The sequence below is a fragment of the Pseudomonas sp. GNP013 genome (genome assembly GCF_054343995.1).
The window spans coordinates 819,699-834,995 of the sequence record NZ_JBTGUT010000001.1 but is presented as its reverse complement, the minus strand read 5'-3'; the positions used below and the strand labels follow the sequence as shown (position 1 = coordinate 834,995).

Below are 15,297 nucleotides of genomic sequence, written 5' to 3'. Positions count from 1 at the left end.
CTGATTCAACGGCTTTTGAACTGGGCCACATTATCGGCTTGTCCCGATGAAGGCAATGCAGCTGACGTGCCCAGGCGCTCGCCGGTTTTGGCATCGAACAGCAATACCTTGGCCGGATCGAACTGCAGGGTCAGGGTCTCGCCCACCTGCGGTGCCACGTCCGGTGCCAGGCGGCAGCAGACCTTGGTGTCATTGAGCTGCACGAATACCAGAGTGTCCGGGCCGGTCGGCTCGGTCACCTGGACTTCGGCGCGAATGCTCGAAGCGCTGTTGCCCTCGCCCGCCGCCAGCATGATCTGCTCCGGGCGCAGGCCCAGGATTACGTCGCGGTCTTCAAGGCCGGCATCGCTCATGTTCAGCGCCAGCTCGCAACGGGCCTGGCCGCTGTCGAGCAGCGCCACCAGACGACCGTCCTTGCGCTGCAGGCGCAGCGGCACGAAGTTCATCGGCGGCGAACCGATGAAACTCGCCACGAACTGGTTGGCCGGGTTGTTGTAGATCTCTTTGGGCGTGCCGAACTGCTGAATGATGCCGTCCTTCATCACCGCCACCTTGTCGCCCAGGGTCATCGCTTCGATCTGGTCGTGGGTGACGTAGACGGTGGTGGTTTTCAGGCGCTGGTGCATCAGCTTCATTTCGGTGCGCATCTCGACGCGCAGCTTGGCATCAAGGTTGGACAGCGGTTCATCGAACAGGTAGATCTTCGGCCGACGCGCCAACGCACGGCCCATGGCCACACGTTGTTGCTGGCCGCCGGAGAGCTGGCCCGGCTTGCGGTTGAGCAGGTGTTCGATCTGCAGCAGCTTGGCCACGCGCGCCACTTCGGCGTCGATATCGGCCTGAGGCATCTTGCGGATCTTGAGGCCGAACTCGATGTTCTCGCGCACACTCATGGTCGGGTACAGCGCGTAGGACTGAAACACCATGGCGATGTCACGGTCCTTGGGGCTCATGCCGCTGACGTCCTGATCACCGATCATGATCGCGCCGCCAGTAATGGTCTCCAGGCCGGCGATGCAGTTCATCAGGGTCGACTTACCGCACCCGGAAGGGCCGACCAGAATCAGGAATTCACCTTCCTTGATCGACAGTTCGATGTTCTTCAAGGTGTCGGGCAGGCCGGCGCCATAGGTCTTGTTTACATTGCGAAGTTCAAGCGTAGCCATGATTACCCCTTGACCGCGCCGGCCGTGAGGCCGCGCACGAAATACTTGCCTGCGATCACATAGACCAGCAGGGTCGGCAGCCCGGCGATCATCGCCGCCGCCATATCCACGTTATATTCCTTGGCCCCGGTGCTGGTGTTGACCAGGTTGTTCAGCGCCACCGTGATGGGCTGGGAGTCGCCGCTGGAGAACACCACGCCGAACAGGAAGTCGTTCCAGATCTGGGTGAACTGCCAGATCAGGCAGACCATGATGATCGGCGTCGACATCGGCAGAATGATCTGACGGAAGATGGTGAAGAACCCTGCACCGTCCAGGCGGGCCGCCTTGATCAGCGCGTCCGGAATGCTCACGTAGTAGTTACGGAAGAACAGCGTGGTGAACGCCAGGCCGTAGACCACATGCACGAACACCAGGCCCGTGGTGGTGCTGGCCAGGCCCATCTTGCCGAGGGTGAACGAGGCCGGCAGCAGCACAGTCTGGAACGGCAGGAAGCAGCCGAACAGCAGCAAGCCGAAGAACAGCTGCGAACCCCGAAAACGCCAGAACGACAGCACATAGCCGTTCAATGCACCAATCGCCGTGGAGATCAGAACGGCCGGAACCGTGATTTTCAGTGAGTTCCAGAAGTAGCCATCCACCGTGGCCCAGGCCTTGACCCAGCCGATGCCGGTGACCACGGTGGGCCAGCTCAGCAGGTTGCCGGTGCTGATGTCTTCCGGGGTCTTGAAGCTGGTCAGCAGCATCACCACCAGCGGCACCAGGTACAGCAATACGGCGAGGATCAGCACCGCGTAGATCGCGATGCGGCTCAGGCTGATCGCCGGTTTGTTAGCGAGACTAGTCATTACGCTTGGTCCTCAGCTCGGAGTAGAGGTAAGGCACGATGATCGCGAGGATCGCACCGAGCATCAGGATCGCACTGGCCGAGCCCATGCCCATCTGGCCACGGCTGAAGGTGAACGAATACATGAACATCGCGGGCAGGTCGGACGAATAGCCCGGGCCACCGGCGGTCATGGCCGCGACCAGGTCGAAGCTCTTGATCGCGATGTGCGCGAGGATCATCACGGCACTGAAAAACACCGGACGCAGGCTGGGCAGCACCACGCTCCAGTAGATGCGCGGCAGGCTGGCGCCGTCGATCTGCGCGGCGCGCACGATCGATTGGTCGACACCCCGCAGCCCGGCGAGGAACATCGCCATGATAAAGCCCGAGGCTTGCCATACGGCGGCGATCACCAGGCAATAGACGACGCGGTCCGGGTCGATCAGCCAGTCCAGACGGAAGCCTTCCCAGCCCCAGTCACGCAGCAGTTTGTCCAGGCCCATGCCGGGGTTGAGCAGCCATTTCCAGGCGGTACCGGTGACGATCATCGAGAGCGCCATCGGGTACAGATAAATAGTGCGGATGAACCCTTCGCGGCGGATTTTCTGGTCGAGGAAGATCGCCAGGGTCACGCCGATTACCAGGGTGATACCGATGAACATGCCGCCAAACAGCGCCAGGTTCTTGCTTGCGACCCACCAGCGATCGTTGTCGAACAACCGTTCGTACTGCGCAAGCCCCGCCCACTTGTAGTTGGGCAGGAACGTAGAGGTCGTGAACGACAGTACAAACGTCCACAGGATGTAGCCATAGAAGCCCACCAGAACGATGAACATGCTCGGCGCCAGCACCAGTTTGGGTAGCCAGCGCTGCAGTGCATCGAACGGCGAGGCCTTGCTGAACACAGCAACAGAACTCATGGGAAAATCCAGTACAGGAAAAAGGGACTACACAAACAAGCCTTGTGAGGGGTCAGGGGGTTTCCCCTCACAAGGACCAGCAGCTAAGCGTTACTTGGCCGACTTGATCGCAGCACCAAGCTTCTTGGCCGTGTCGGCCGGGTCGGCTTTCGGGTCGTTGATGTAGTTGGTCACGACGTCAAAAAACGCACCTTGCACCGCCAGGGTGGTGGCCATGTTGTGCGCCATGCTTGGCTGCAGGCCGCCGGACTTGGCGTCTGCCAGGAAGTCCTTGGCAGCGGTCTGGGCACAGGCGTCGAAGCCCAGCTTGTCCATTTGAGTGAGCATGTCGGTGCGCACAGGGATTGAACCCTTGTTGATGCTGAACACTTTCTGGAAGTTTTCACCCAGCACGACTTTGGCGATGTCCTGCTGACCGGCCGCAGTGCCTTTGTCTTTCTGCTTGAACACGGCCAGGGAGTCGATGTTGTAGGTGAAGGCCTTGTCGGTGCCCGGGAAGGCTACGCACTCATAGTCCTTGCCGGCGACTTTCTTGGCGGCGGTCCATTCGGACTTGGCCCAGTCACCCATGATCTGCATGCCGGCCTTGCCGTTGATGACCTTGCCTGCTTCGAGGTTCCAGTCCTGGCCTTTGCCGTCGACGTCCATATAGGTCGCGACTTTCTTCAACTCGGTGAGCGACTTGATCATTTCCGGACCGGTCAGCGCCGCGTTATCGAGGTCAACCAGAGCCTTTTTATAGCCCTCCGGGCCCATCACCGACAGGACCACGGCTTCGAATACGGTGCTGTCCTGCCAAGGCTGGCCACCATGGGCGAGCGGAATGAAGCCCGCAGCTTTGAGCTTGTCGCCGGCTGCGTAGAATTCTTCGAGGGTGGTCGGGTTTTTGGTGATGCCGGCTTTCTTGAAGACTTCCGGGTTGATCCACAGCCAGTTCACGCGGTGAATGTTCACCGGAACGGCCACGTAGTCACCGTCGTACTTCACGGTATCGGAGACTTTTTTGTCGAGCAGGGAATCCCACTTCTCTTCCTTGGCCACGTCCTTGAGGACGTCGGTGTCGAGCAAGCCAGTGGACGCCCATTCCTGAATGTCGGGACCTTTGATCTGGGCAACGCCTGGTGGGTTGCCGGCCACCGCGCGGCTTTTCAGCACGGTCATGGCAGTGGCGCCGCCGCCACCTGCGACGGCACCGTCTTTCCAGGTGAAGCCGTCTTTCTCGACTTGGGCCTTCAAGACATCCACAGCCGCCTTTTCACCGCCCGAGGTCCACCAATGCACGACTTCAACCGTACCTTTGGAGTCTGCGGCAAATACACTGAGGGGAAACAAAGAGGCAACGGAAACAGCTAGAGCGAGGCGATTAATCGCGTTCATCACAATACCTTTTCTTGTTGTTATGCATGCAAGTCTAGAGCTTGCGCTGCACGGAGTTTAAACATGGATTTTTCAAGTGCAGGTAACAAAGGGATGCACAAATGTCACCACTTGGTGACATAGCGCCCGGCGCCCAGAGCGGTCGTCATGCTCGGCCACAACGGCAGTGCAGGCAGCACCACCGCCTGCCAGGCATGGTACAGGTCCGGTTTACCGCCCCAGATCCTGCTGCCGGGCTGGTTATGCGGGCTGAGTTCGTGGTGCCAGCTGCCGTGGACGCGGTCGATGAACTGAGTTTCGCAGAACTCCCAGAGGCGTCTATACCAAATTTCGTAATGCAGCTCACCGGTACGCTTGAGCAAGGCCTGGGCAGCGGCGCTGGCTTCGGCATGGGTCCAGTGCAGGCGCTCGCGCACCACCGGGCGATGGTTCCAGTCCAGCGTGTAGACAATGCCCGGCGCCCCATCCACGGCCCAGGCGTATTCGCAGGCGCTGGCGAACAGGCCTTTGGCGTCGCTCAGCAGCCAGTCAGGCGTGGCCAACCCGGCTTGCAGGCGCGCGGCCTCGAGGTGCAACAGCAGCCGTGCCCACTCGAACCCATGGCCAGGCGTGATGCCGTATGGACGAAAGCCGTCGGCGGGGTTGTCTTCGTTATACGCAGGCAGCGGTTTCCAGTGCGCGTCAAAATGCTCGATCACCATGAACTGCTTGCCGGCCGCAAAGGTGTGGATCAGCCGTTCGACGATACGCAACGCGCGGTCCAGCCAGCGGGTGTCGCCGGTGACATCGGCCAGGGCGAGGAAGGCTTCGGTGGCGTGCATGTTGCTGTTGGCGCCCCGATAAGCCTCAACGCCGCTCCAGTCTCGGGCGAAGGACTCGAGCATCACGCCCTCCTCTTCGCTCCAGAAGAACTGATCGATGATGTGGATCGCATCGTTGAGCAGGTTCTGCGCGCCGGGTGCACCGACCACCGTGGCCGAGCTGGCCGCCAGGGCAACGAACGCATGCAGGTAGGCGGCCTTGCCGGTATTGCCATCGCAGGCATTGGCCGCGGCGAACCAGCCACCGTGCTCGCCGTCGCGCAACGGGCCGCTCAAGGCTGCGACACCGTGTGCCACCCGTTCGGCATAGCCGGGTAACCCCATGGCATGGGCCATGGCGAAGCTGTGGGTCATGCGGGCAGTGTTCATGGTTTCAGCGCGAGCGTCGGCCGGCAGTTGACCTTTGTCGTCGAGGTTGCCAAAACCGTCAGGCAGGCGTGAGGCCTTGGCGAATGACAGCAGGCGCTGGCCTTCGGCGGCAAGCCAGGCGTGATGGGCAGGAGCGTTCAGCCAACTGCTGGCAGGCAGTGGTTGCGTGGTCATGGGTGGCCCTTATTATTTTTTGTGGGATGACCGGAGTCTAAACAAGGGCGCAAAAGGGGCAAGTAACGAAGCGGAAGGTAAATGTCACAGGCTGGTGACATTCTTGAATTCGACCGCAATCCAGGGAGGGAGCAAGCCTGCGCTGATCAACCACAAATAATTTTTTGATTTTAAGCCTGAAGTTTCAGGCAAGCCCATTCATGTGAGAGCGTCGGTGCCACTTGGTCGGCTCTCAAGCCGCCGCGCTCTTGATCTTGATCTGAGGCGCCCCGTCAAACACGCTGGCCGAACCTGGGCGAGGTGCCGAGTATTGGGGCGAAGCGTTTTTGGTTACTTTTTGCGCTCTTCAAAAAGTGACTCGCTGTAAGAGCGGAACCCCAAGTCGTCGTTACCGCAGAAACGGATATGTACATCACGTTTTTTTGATTTGGGGGCTGCTACGCAGCCCAACGCGGGGCAAGCCCTAATGCCGTTCAGTTAAGGAAAATGTGTGGGCTTATTGTGGCGAGCGGGCTTGCCCCGCGTTGGGGTGCGAAGCGCCCCCAATCGAGCAAAACGCGGTGTATCTGATACGGCTCAGCGCCTGGCTTTGGGGCTGCTGCGCAGCCCAACGCAGGACAAGCCTGCTCGCCACAGGGAATCTGCGTTTAACTGAACGGCATTAGGGCAAGCCCGCTTGCCACAACAGGCCCGCTCACCACAGAGGCTCCAGCTCGCTGGGCGATAGCGTCTGGCGGAGCCTCTCACCGCTGACCCGCATCAGGTCACTGACCGCCTCGCGGCGCGTTGAGCTGCTGACTCAGGGTCTGCACCTGGCTCTGCAGGGTGGTGATATTGCGCGTGGTCTGGATACGGAATACGTCGAACTCTTTGTTGGTCGGCGCATCGACGTTGGCGGGCTGGTTTTCCTGCGCACTTTTGAGCACAACCATGTCCTGCTCAAGGCGGGCAATGGCGGCCGTCGGGTTGCCCTGCTTTTTCAACGCAGCTACATCAGCCGCCAGCTCCCGGAGCTCGGCATCGCGCTTGCCGGCATCCCCCTGCGCCACCTTGAGCGTCGCCACGGCATCCGTCAGCGCCTGCACCTGGCCCTGCAATGCGGCATTGGCGCTGGCCAGCTCAGTGGTGCTGGCAGTCATCTGCGCCAGGCGCTTGTCCAGCTCGGTAGCCTGGCCGGCCACGCCGACCTGTTGCTTGCCCTGCTCCAGCAGTTGGGTTTCCAACTGCTTGATCTGCTGTTTGAGCGCTTCGCTGCCGGTGTTGACGTTGGCTTCACTGGCCACCACCTTGCCGGAAATATCCTGCAGGCGCCCCGCCGCTTCCTCGCTGATGCGCGCGAAACTTTCCTGGGTGGCAACCAACTGCTGGCCCATCAGGGAGATCTGCTGGAAACTCCACCAGGCAAGGCCGGCAAACGCGATCAGCAGCGCGCCGACCAGCGCCCACAACGGCCCGGTGCTGGCGCTCCTGACCTTGACCACGGGCGCGGGCCGCGAGCGTACGGACGTGGCGGGCGTCGGCACGAAATCATCATCGTCCCCGGTATCGGCCCGCAGGCTGGGAACATTGTCGAAATCGTCGTTGGCATCGTTACGCATGAATCAACCCTGAATCGGTGAGATGGCTGGCAAGCCGAGCGACGCGAGTATAAACCGCGCGCCCGCCGCACTGATCGACCCGGAACCGTAAATTCGGTTCCCGATGTGTTGCTGGTTGTGAGCTTATTTAAGCCCCGGATCCTGGGCCTTCCACCAACTGCAGAACTCGTCGAGGGCGGCCCACAGACTGACCTTGGGCTCATAGTCGAGATAATGCCTCGCCCGACTGATGTCCAACGTGAAATCTTTGTTCATTACCTGCATGCCCAGGCGCGACAACGCAGGCTCCGGGCGCCCGGGCCACATCGCGCAGAAAGCTTCGTTGAGCGCCGCCACGCTGTAGGACAAACCGTAGGACCGATAACGGGTCACCTGGGGCATTTCCATCTGGCGCATCACGTAGTTGACCACATCCCATACCGGCACCGGCGTGCCGTTGCTGATGTTGTAGGCCTTGCCCAGCGCGGAACCGGTGGCAAGCAAACCGCTGAGCAAGGCTTCATTGAGGTTGTGGATACTGGTGAAGTCGACCTTGTTCAGGCCATCGCCGACGATCGCCAGGCGGTTCTTGCGCTGCATCTTCAGCAAACGCGGGAAGATGCTCATGTCGCCCGCGCCGGTGACGAATCGCGGACGCAGGGCCAGCACCTGGAGCCCGAATTCCTGGGCGCCGAAGACTTTTTGCTCGGCCAGGTACTTGGTGGCGGCGTACGGATGCTTGAAGCGCTTGGGCACCTGCTCTTCGGTCAGGCCCAGGTGGTCGCGCCCGTCAAAGTAGATCGATGGCGAAGACAGGTGGACCAGGCGCCCGACCCGCTGCTTGAGGCAGGCTTCGACGACATTTTCGGTCACCAGCACATTGCCTTGATGAAAGTCCTGGTACTTGCCCCACAACCCGACGGCGCCGGCGCAATGCACCACCGCTTCGACGTCCCGGCACAGATGGCGCACCAGTTCGGCATCACTCAGATCACCCTGGATAAACTCGGCGCCGCGCCGTACGAGGTGCTCCACGCTTTCGGCGCGCCGCCCGTTGACCCGCACGTCCAGGCCCTGCTCCAGGGCGAAGCGCGCAAAGCGACCGCCGATGAAGCCGCTTGCGCCGGTGACCAGAATCTTCATGTATTACTCCGTGTTCTTTCGTTTTTCATCGCTGCTACCTTGACGCCCGTCATCCCTCCAACGGCACCAGCCATTGCCCGCATGACCGGGCCAGATGCTCGGTCAACAGGCCCAACAGTTGCCCGCCGCTGCGCCAATGATGCCAGTACAAGGGCACATCAATGGGCTTATCGGGCAACAACTCGACCAACAGGCCACGCTGCAACGAGTCGCGCACCTGCAGTTCCGGCACCAGGCCCCAGCCCAGGCCGGCTTCGGTGAGACGGATAAACCCTTCAGAGGATGGGCATAAATGGTGCTCAAAACCGCCATCCACGCCGAGGGAAGCCAGGTAACGGTGTTGCAGGAAATCATCCGGACCAAACACCAGTGCCGGTGTGCGCACCAGTTCCTCGGCCTTTACCCCGGCGGGAAAGTGCCGCGCGATAAAGGCCGGGCTGGCCAGCGCGCGGTAGCGCATGGCACCGAGCAACAGGCTGCGCGCACCGGCCACCGGGCGTTCACTCGCGCAGATGCAGGCCGCCACTTCACCGGCGCGCATGCGTTTGAGACCGACGGTCTGGTCTTCCACCACCAGGTCGAGCAACAGATGCTGCTCGGCGCAAAAGTCGCTGACAGCCTCGGCCCACCAGGTGGCCAGGCTGTCGGCATTCAGCGCGATACGCAGGCGCTCGGGCATGCCCTCCTCGTCCAGGGCGGGCACCTGGCCCTGCAGGTCGCGCTCCAGCAGCCGCACCTGCTGCACATGGTTGAGCAGCCGTCGACCAATCTCGGTGGGCGTAGGCGGCGTGGCCCGCACCAGCACCGGCTGGCCGACACGCGCTTCGAGCAGCTTGATGCGCTGGGAAATGGCCGACTGCGACAGCCCCAGTACCTGCGCGGCACGCTCGAAGCCGGCCTGCTCCACCACCGCTGCGAGGGCGGACAGCAATTTATAGTCGAACATCAGTTTCTCTAATGAGCGATCAGCAATATTGGTTTTTCTTATACAGCCCATCCGATGAAAATAGCCAGCATTGCCTCTCTTTAACAAGGACCTTCACATGGCTGGCGAAACCACCCTGGCGACCCTGCTGCGCAGCATGAGCCCTCATCTGAATGACGGCGACTACGTGTTCTGCACCCTCCCCGATAACCGCATTCCTGCCGGTTGCGAGGTAATCGGCAGCTTTCGCGAACAGCAAGGCTTGACCCTGATCGTGGAGCGTCAGCAAGCCGAACAGGCCGGGCTGGCCTTCGACTATGTGGCCGCGTGGATCACCCTGAACGTGCACTCGGCACTCGAAGCGGTGGGGTTGACCGCCGCCTTCGCCGGCGCCTTGGGCCAGGCCGGGATCAGTTGCAATGTGATCGCCGGTTATTACCACGACCACCTGTTCGTCGGCCGCGCCGATGCGCAACGCGCCTTGAAGGTGCTGCGGCAGTTGGCGGCGGACGCGGAGTAAACCCTATGTGGCAAAGTTATGTGAACGGGCTGTTGATCGCCCTCGGCCTGATCATGGCCATCGGCACGCAGAACGCTTTCGTGCTGGCGCAAAGCCTGCGCCGTGAACATCACCTGCCGGTAGCGGCGCTGTGCATCGTGTGCGACGCGCTCCTGGTCGCAGCCGGGGTGTTCGGCCTGGCCACGGTGCTGGCGCAGAACCCGCTGCTGCTGGCGATTGCACGCTGGGGCGGCGCGGCGTTCCTGTTGTGGTACGGCGCCCTCGCCTTGCGTCGCGCGTTTTCGAAACAGAGCCTGGACCAGGACGCAGGCTTCAACGCGCGCTCACTGCGCGCGGTGATGCTCAGCGCGTTGGCGGTGACGTTGCTCAACCCCCACGTCTACCTCGATACGGTGCTGCTGATCGGCTCACTGGGCGCGCAACAGGCGGCACCCGCGGCGTTCGTGGCCGGGGCCGCGAGCGCTTCATTACTGTGGTTCGCCACCCTGGCGCTCGGCGCCGCGTGGCTGGCGCCGTGGCTGGCGCGCCCGGCAACCTGGCGGCTGTTGGACCTCTTGGTGGCCGTGATGATGTTCAGCGTGGCCTACTCATTAATAAGCATGCCCTGAAGTTATTTCGAAAGGCTCTGGAACCTCTATCCCACACAGTTGTTGCGTGGTTTTGCCGCACCCCCGGTGCTATGATCCTGCCCCTGCGCCGCAAAGAGTACAAACTCCCCGGCGCTTGTTTGGCCGCCCGTGATCGGCCTTGCGCTCACCGCAACTGACCTGATTAGGAGAATCATCATGGCTTTCGAATTGCCGCCGCTGCCCTACGCACACGATGCCCTGCAGCCGCATATCTCCAAGGAAACCCTGGAGTACCACCACGACAAGCACCACAACACCTATGTCGTGAACCTGAACAACCTGGTGCCTGGCACCGAGTTCGAAGGCAAGACCCTGGAAGAAATCGTCACCTCTTCTTCGGGCGGCATCTTCAACAACGCCGCTCAGGTCTGGAACCACACGTTCTACTGGAACTGCCTGGCGCCAAACGCCGGCGGCCAACCGACCGGCGCACTGGCTGAAGCCATCAACGCAGCCTTCGGTTCCTTCGACAAATTCAAGGAAGAGTTCACCAAGACGTCCGTCGGCACCTTCGGTTCCGGTTGGGGCTGGCTGGTGAAAAAGGCTGACGGTTCCCTGGCCCTGGCCAGCACCATTGGCGCCGGCAACCCGCTGACCAGCGGCGACACCCCGCTGCTGACCTGCGACGTGTGGGAACACGCCTACTACATCGACTACCGCAACGTGCGTCCAAAGTACGTGGAAGCGTTCTGGAACCTGGTCAACTGGAAGTTCGTGGCCGAGCAGTTCGAAGGCAAGACCTTCACTGCCTGAGTAACGCTTGCAGGATAAAGAGCCCGGCAATTGCCGGGCTTTTTTGTGGGCGACAATACTGAGCAGGATGCGGGATGCATGGAACTCAGCGGCAACAATTTGCCACGCAGACAATGAGAGAAATAACTCTCTCATTTCATGCAGGAGAGTTCGTAATGGATCCTATATCGATGGGTATGTCGGCTATGTCAGCGATCATGCCGATGCTGGAAAAAGGCATGGACATGATGAGCAAGATGATGGATCAGCAACAGCAAGGTCAAGATCAGGAGCAGGGCAAAATCGGCGAAGACACACACAAAGCCAACTCCATGCAGATTACGTACAACTCGTAATAAAGCTGACCTGCGCGCACGGGTCTCACGCCCAAGCGCCGTATCAGAGAGCGGCGGATGTCATCCGCCCTCTTCCCTGCCTCCCCTCCTTCAGCCTCTTCCGGTTGCCCCGTCCGAATGTTCCTTTGACTGCCATGCGTGGATTGCCAATACTCATGGCATATTGAAGGCCACCCGCATGAGACAAGGAATGCCCCTTTGAAGCTGGAACTCAAAAACAGCTTGTCGGTGAAGTTGCTACGGGTTGTGCTGCTGTCGGCGTTGATCGTGGGCGTGACGCTGAGCGTGGCGCAGATCGTTTTCGATGCCTACAAGACGCGCCAGGCCGTCGCCGGCGATGCCCAGCGCATCCTCGACATGTTTCGCGACCCGTCCACCCAGGCCGTCTACAGCCTGGACCGCGAAATGGGTATGCAGGTGATCGAAGGACTGTTTCAGGACGAAGCGGTGCGCACGGCCTCCATCGGCCACCCCAACGAGACCATGCTCGCGGAAAAAAGCCGCCCACTGGAGCAATCCGCCAGCCGCTGGTTGACCGACCTGATTCTGGGTCAGGAACGCTCATTCACCACGTCACTGGTCGGCAAAGGCCCTTACAGCGAGTATTACGGAGACCTGAGCATCACCCTCGACACCGCCACCTATGGCGAGGGTTTTCTGGTCAGCTCGGTGATCATCTTTATTTCCGGCGTGCTGCGTGCGCTGGCCATGGGGCTGGTGCTGTACCTGGTGTATCACTGGATGCTGACCCGGCCGCTGTCGCGGATCATCGAACACCTGACATCGATCAATCCCGACCGGCCCAGCGAACACAAGATCCCTCAGCTCAAGGGCCATGAACGTAACGAGCTGGGGCTGTGGATCAATACCGCCAACCAGTTGCTCGAATCCATCGAACGCAACACCCATTTGCGCCACGAAGCCGAAAGCAGCCTGCTGCGCATGGCCCAATACGACTTTCTAACGGGCCTGCCCAACCGCCAGAAGCTGCAGGAGCAACTGGACAGGATCCTGATTGACGCCGGCCGCCGACAACGCTGCGTGGCCGTGCTTTGCGTAGGGCTGGACGACTTCAAAAGTGTAAACGAACAGTACACCTACCAGGCCGGTGACCGATTACTGCTGGCCCTGGCCGACCGCCTGCGCGCCCACAGCGGACGGCTCGGCACCCTCGCGCGCCTGGGCGGTGACCAGTTTGCGCTGGTGCAGGCTGACATCGAGCAGCCTTATGAAGCCGCCGAACTGGCGCAAAGCATTCTCGATGACCTCGAAGCAGAGTTCGCCCTCGAACACGATCACATCCGCCTGCGTGCCACCATCGGCATCACGCTGTTCCCGGAAGACGGCGACAGCACCGAGAAGCTGCTGCAAAGAGCCGAACAGACCATGACGCTGGCCAAGACCCGCTCGCGCAACCGTTACCAGTTCTATATCGCCAGTGTCGACAGTGAAATGCGCCGCCGCCGCGAGCTGGAGAAAGACCTGCGCGACGCCCTGGGCCGCGAGCAGTTTTACCTGGTGTACCAGCCGCAGATCAGCTACCGCGACCACCGCGTGGTCGGTGTGGAAGCGTTGATCCGCTGGCAGCATCCGGAGCACGGCCTGGTACCGCCCGATTTGTTTATCCCGCTGGCGGAGCAGAACGGCACCATTATTCCGATCGGCGAGTGGGTGCTGGACCAGGCCTGTCGGCAATTGCGCGAATGGCATGACGCAGGTCTCACCGAGCTGCGCATGGCGGTCAATCTGTCCACTGTGCAGCTGCACCACAGCGAATTGCCGCGCGTGGTCAACAACCTGATGCAGGTCTATCGCTTGCCGCCCGGCAGCCTGGAACTGGAAGTCACCGAGACCGGCCTGATGGAAGACATCAGCACCGCCGCCCAGCACCTGCTGAGCCTGCGCCGCTCCGGCGCGCTGATTGCCATCGACGACTTCGGCACCGGCTACTCATCCCTGAGTTACCTCAAGAGCCTGCCGCTGGACAAGATCAAGATCGACAAGAGTTTCGTTCAGGACCTGCTGGACGACGATGACGATGCCACCATCGTGCGCGCCATTATCCAACTGGGCAAAAGCCTGGGCATGCAGGTGATCGCCGAGGGTGTGGAAACTGCCGAGCAAGAGGCCTACATCATCGCCGAGGGTTGCCACGAAGGTCAGGGTTATCACTACAGCAAACCACTGCCGGCGCGGGAACTGGCGGCTTACCTGAAGCAATTGGAGCGCAATCGGGTGGTGATTCCTTAGGTTAAGAAATCGATACTTGATGTTTCCCTCGTATAACCCTTTACACAAAATGCAAATCTTTCGCATTATGTCGCAGTTTTTGCGCGCCCCCGCGTGCCCTATCAACACTCGAAGCAGGATGTTCGCCATGATTCGTATGCCCCTGGCCACCGCCAGTCTGCTGGCTATTGCCATTTCTCTTGCCGGTTGCGGCGAAGGTAAAGACAAGGCCGCAGCACCCCAGGCGCCGACCCCGGCTGCCAGCACCACCGCTCCAGCGGCTGCCACAGCGGCAGGCAACGTCGACGAAGCGGCCGCCAAGGCTGTGGTCGCGCATTACGCTGACATGGTGTTTGCGGTATACAGCGATGCCGAGTCCACGGCAAAAACCCTGCAGACCGCCGTCGACACGTTCCTTGCCAATCCGAACGAGCAAACCCTGAAAGCCGCGCGCACCGCCTGGGTCGCCGCCCGCGTGCCGTACCTGCAGAGTGAAGTGTTCCGCTTCGGCAACACCATCATCGACGACTGGGAAGGCCAGGTGAACGCCTGGCCCCTGGACGAAGGCCTGATCGACTACACCGACAAATCCTACGAGCACGCCCTGGGCAACCCGGGCGCCACCGCCAACATCATCGCCAACAACGAAATCCAGGTCGGCGAAGACAAGGTCGACGTCAAAGACATCACCCCGGAAAAGCTCGCCAGCCTCAATGAGCTGGGCGGTTCGGAAGCCAACGTCGCCACCGGCTACCACGCCATCGAATTCCTGCTGTGGGGCCAGGACCTCAACGGCACCGGCCCAGGCGCTGGCAACCGCCCGGCGTCGGACTACCTGACCGGCGACGGTGCCACCGGCGGCCACAACGAGCGCCGTCGCACCTACCTGCGTTCGGTGACCCAACTGCTGGTCAGCGACCTCGAAGAAATGGTCGGCAACTGGAAGCCCAACGTCGAAGACAACTACCGCGCCACCCTGGAGAGCGAACCTGCCACCGACGGCCTGCGCAAAATGCTGTTCGGCATGGGCAGTCTGTCGTTGGGCGAGTTGGCCGGTGAGCGCATGAAGGTGTCCCTGGAGGCCAACTCGCCGGAAGACGAACAGGATTGCTTCAGCGACAACACCCACAACTCGCACTTCTACGACGCCAAGGGCATCCGCAATGTCTACCTGGGCGAATACACCCGTGTCGACGGCACCCAGATGACCGGTCCGAGCCTGTCATCCCTGGTGGCCAAGGCTGACCCGGCTGCCGACACTGCACTGAAGGCCGACCTGGCCGCAACCGAAGCCAAGATCCAAGTCATGGTTGACCACGCCGGCAAAGGCGAGCACTACGACCAGTTGATCGCCGCCGGTAACGATGCGGGCAACCAGATCGTACGTGACGCCATTGCGGCGCTGGTCAAGCAGACCGGCTCGATCGAAGCCGCTGCCGGCAAGCTGGGTATCAGCGACCTGAACCCGGACAGTGCTGATCACGAGTTCTAAACAAGACGCGTGATGGTTGCACCACACTGAAAATGCCC

Annotated in this window: 14 protein-coding genes; 6 read left to right on the top strand and 8 right to left on the bottom strand. The window is 61.1% G+C overall.

The features are described 5' to 3' along the window. Positions 1 to 5: 5 nt before the first annotated feature. From ACXX81_RS03825 to ACXX81_RS03790, 8 genes are all read right to left on the bottom strand, one after another. A complete protein-coding gene (locus ACXX81_RS03825; protein ID WP_209984126.1) occupies positions 6 to 1,166 on the bottom strand; it encodes an ABC transporter ATP-binding protein in 1,161 nt (386 codons plus the stop codon). A 2-nt stretch (positions 1,167 to 1,168) separates the two neighbouring features. Further along, complete coding sequence (locus ACXX81_RS03820; RefSeq protein WP_057007126.1) at positions 1,169 to 2,014, bottom strand: carbohydrate ABC transporter permease; 846 nt, start codon at positions 2,012 to 2,014, stop codon at positions 1,169 to 1,171. Continuing rightward, positions 2,007 to 2,915 carry a carbohydrate ABC transporter permease gene (locus ACXX81_RS03815; RefSeq protein WP_209984129.1) on the bottom strand — a complete coding sequence of 303 codons (909 nt, stop codon included), beginning with the start codon at positions 2,913 to 2,915 and terminating at the stop codon, positions 2,007 to 2,009. The genes ACXX81_RS03820 and ACXX81_RS03815 overlap by 8 nt, the downstream gene beginning before the upstream one ends. A gap of 90 nt (positions 2,916 to 3,005) precedes the next feature. After that, on the bottom strand, positions 3,006 to 4,292 hold the full coding sequence (locus tag ACXX81_RS03810; protein WP_209984132.1) for an ABC transporter substrate-binding protein: 1,287 nt from the start codon (positions 4,290 to 4,292) through the stop codon (positions 3,006 to 3,008). Positions 4,293 to 4,396: 104 nt separating this feature from the next. Continuing rightward, positions 4,397 to 5,656: a D-mannose isomerase gene (locus ACXX81_RS03805; RefSeq protein ID WP_209984134.1), complete on the bottom strand. Its 1,260-nt coding sequence runs from the start codon at positions 5,654 to 5,656 to the stop codon at positions 4,397 to 4,399. Between the two features lie 764 nt (positions 5,657 to 6,420). Beyond that, positions 6,421 to 7,254 (bottom strand): ATPase, encoded by an 834-nt coding sequence (locus ACXX81_RS03800; RefSeq protein WP_458571232.1) that lies wholly within the window; start codon positions 7,252 to 7,254, stop codon positions 6,421 to 6,423. A gap of 123 nt (positions 7,255 to 7,377) precedes the next feature. Next, the gene (locus ACXX81_RS03795) at positions 7,378 to 8,376 is read right to left on the bottom strand and encodes an NAD-dependent epimerase/dehydratase family protein (protein WP_458571231.1); all 999 of its coding nucleotides are present in this window, start codon (positions 8,374 to 8,376) and stop codon (positions 7,378 to 7,380) included. Between the two features lie 49 nt (positions 8,377 to 8,425). Continuing rightward, positions 8,426 to 9,322 carry a LysR family transcriptional regulator ArgP gene (locus ACXX81_RS03790; RefSeq protein ID WP_458571230.1) on the bottom strand — a complete coding sequence of 299 codons (897 nt, stop codon included), beginning with the start codon at positions 9,320 to 9,322 and terminating at the stop codon, positions 8,426 to 8,428. 97 nt (positions 9,323 to 9,419) lie between these two features. Between ACXX81_RS03790 and ACXX81_RS03785 the strand changes: the two genes are divergently transcribed. The 6 genes from ACXX81_RS03785 to ACXX81_RS03760 all read left to right on the top strand — a co-directional run bounded on the left by ACXX81_RS03785 (position 9,420) and on the right by ACXX81_RS03760 (position 15,259). Next, a complete protein-coding gene (locus tag ACXX81_RS03785) occupies positions 9,420 to 9,821 on the top strand; it encodes an ACT domain-containing protein (protein ID WP_458571229.1) in 402 nt (133 codons plus the stop codon). Between the two features lie 5 nt (positions 9,822 to 9,826). Beyond that, positions 9,827 to 10,429, top strand: a complete 603-nt coding sequence (locus tag ACXX81_RS03780; RefSeq protein ID WP_458571228.1) for a LysE/ArgO family amino acid transporter — start codon at positions 9,827 to 9,829, stop codon at positions 10,427 to 10,429. Positions 10,430 to 10,606: 177 nt separating this feature from the next. Continuing rightward, positions 10,607 to 11,203, top strand: a complete 597-nt coding sequence (locus ACXX81_RS03775; protein ID WP_003237774.1) for a superoxide dismutase — start codon at positions 10,607 to 10,609, stop codon at positions 11,201 to 11,203. Between the two features lie 155 nt (positions 11,204 to 11,358). Further along, positions 11,359 to 11,538, top strand: coding sequence for a hypothetical protein (locus ACXX81_RS03770; RefSeq protein ID WP_209984153.1), 180 nt, complete (start codon positions 11,359 to 11,361; stop codon positions 11,536 to 11,538). A gap of 198 nt (positions 11,539 to 11,736) precedes the next feature. Next, a complete protein-coding gene (locus ACXX81_RS03765) occupies positions 11,737 to 13,788 on the top strand; it encodes a putative bifunctional diguanylate cyclase/phosphodiesterase (protein ID WP_322214350.1) in 2,052 nt (683 codons plus the stop codon). Between the two features lie 127 nt (positions 13,789 to 13,915). Next, positions 13,916 to 15,259 (top strand): imelysin family protein, encoded by a 1,344-nt coding sequence (locus ACXX81_RS03760; RefSeq protein ID WP_209984158.1) that lies wholly within the window; start codon positions 13,916 to 13,918, stop codon positions 15,257 to 15,259. Positions 15,260 to 15,297 lie beyond the last annotated feature (38 nt).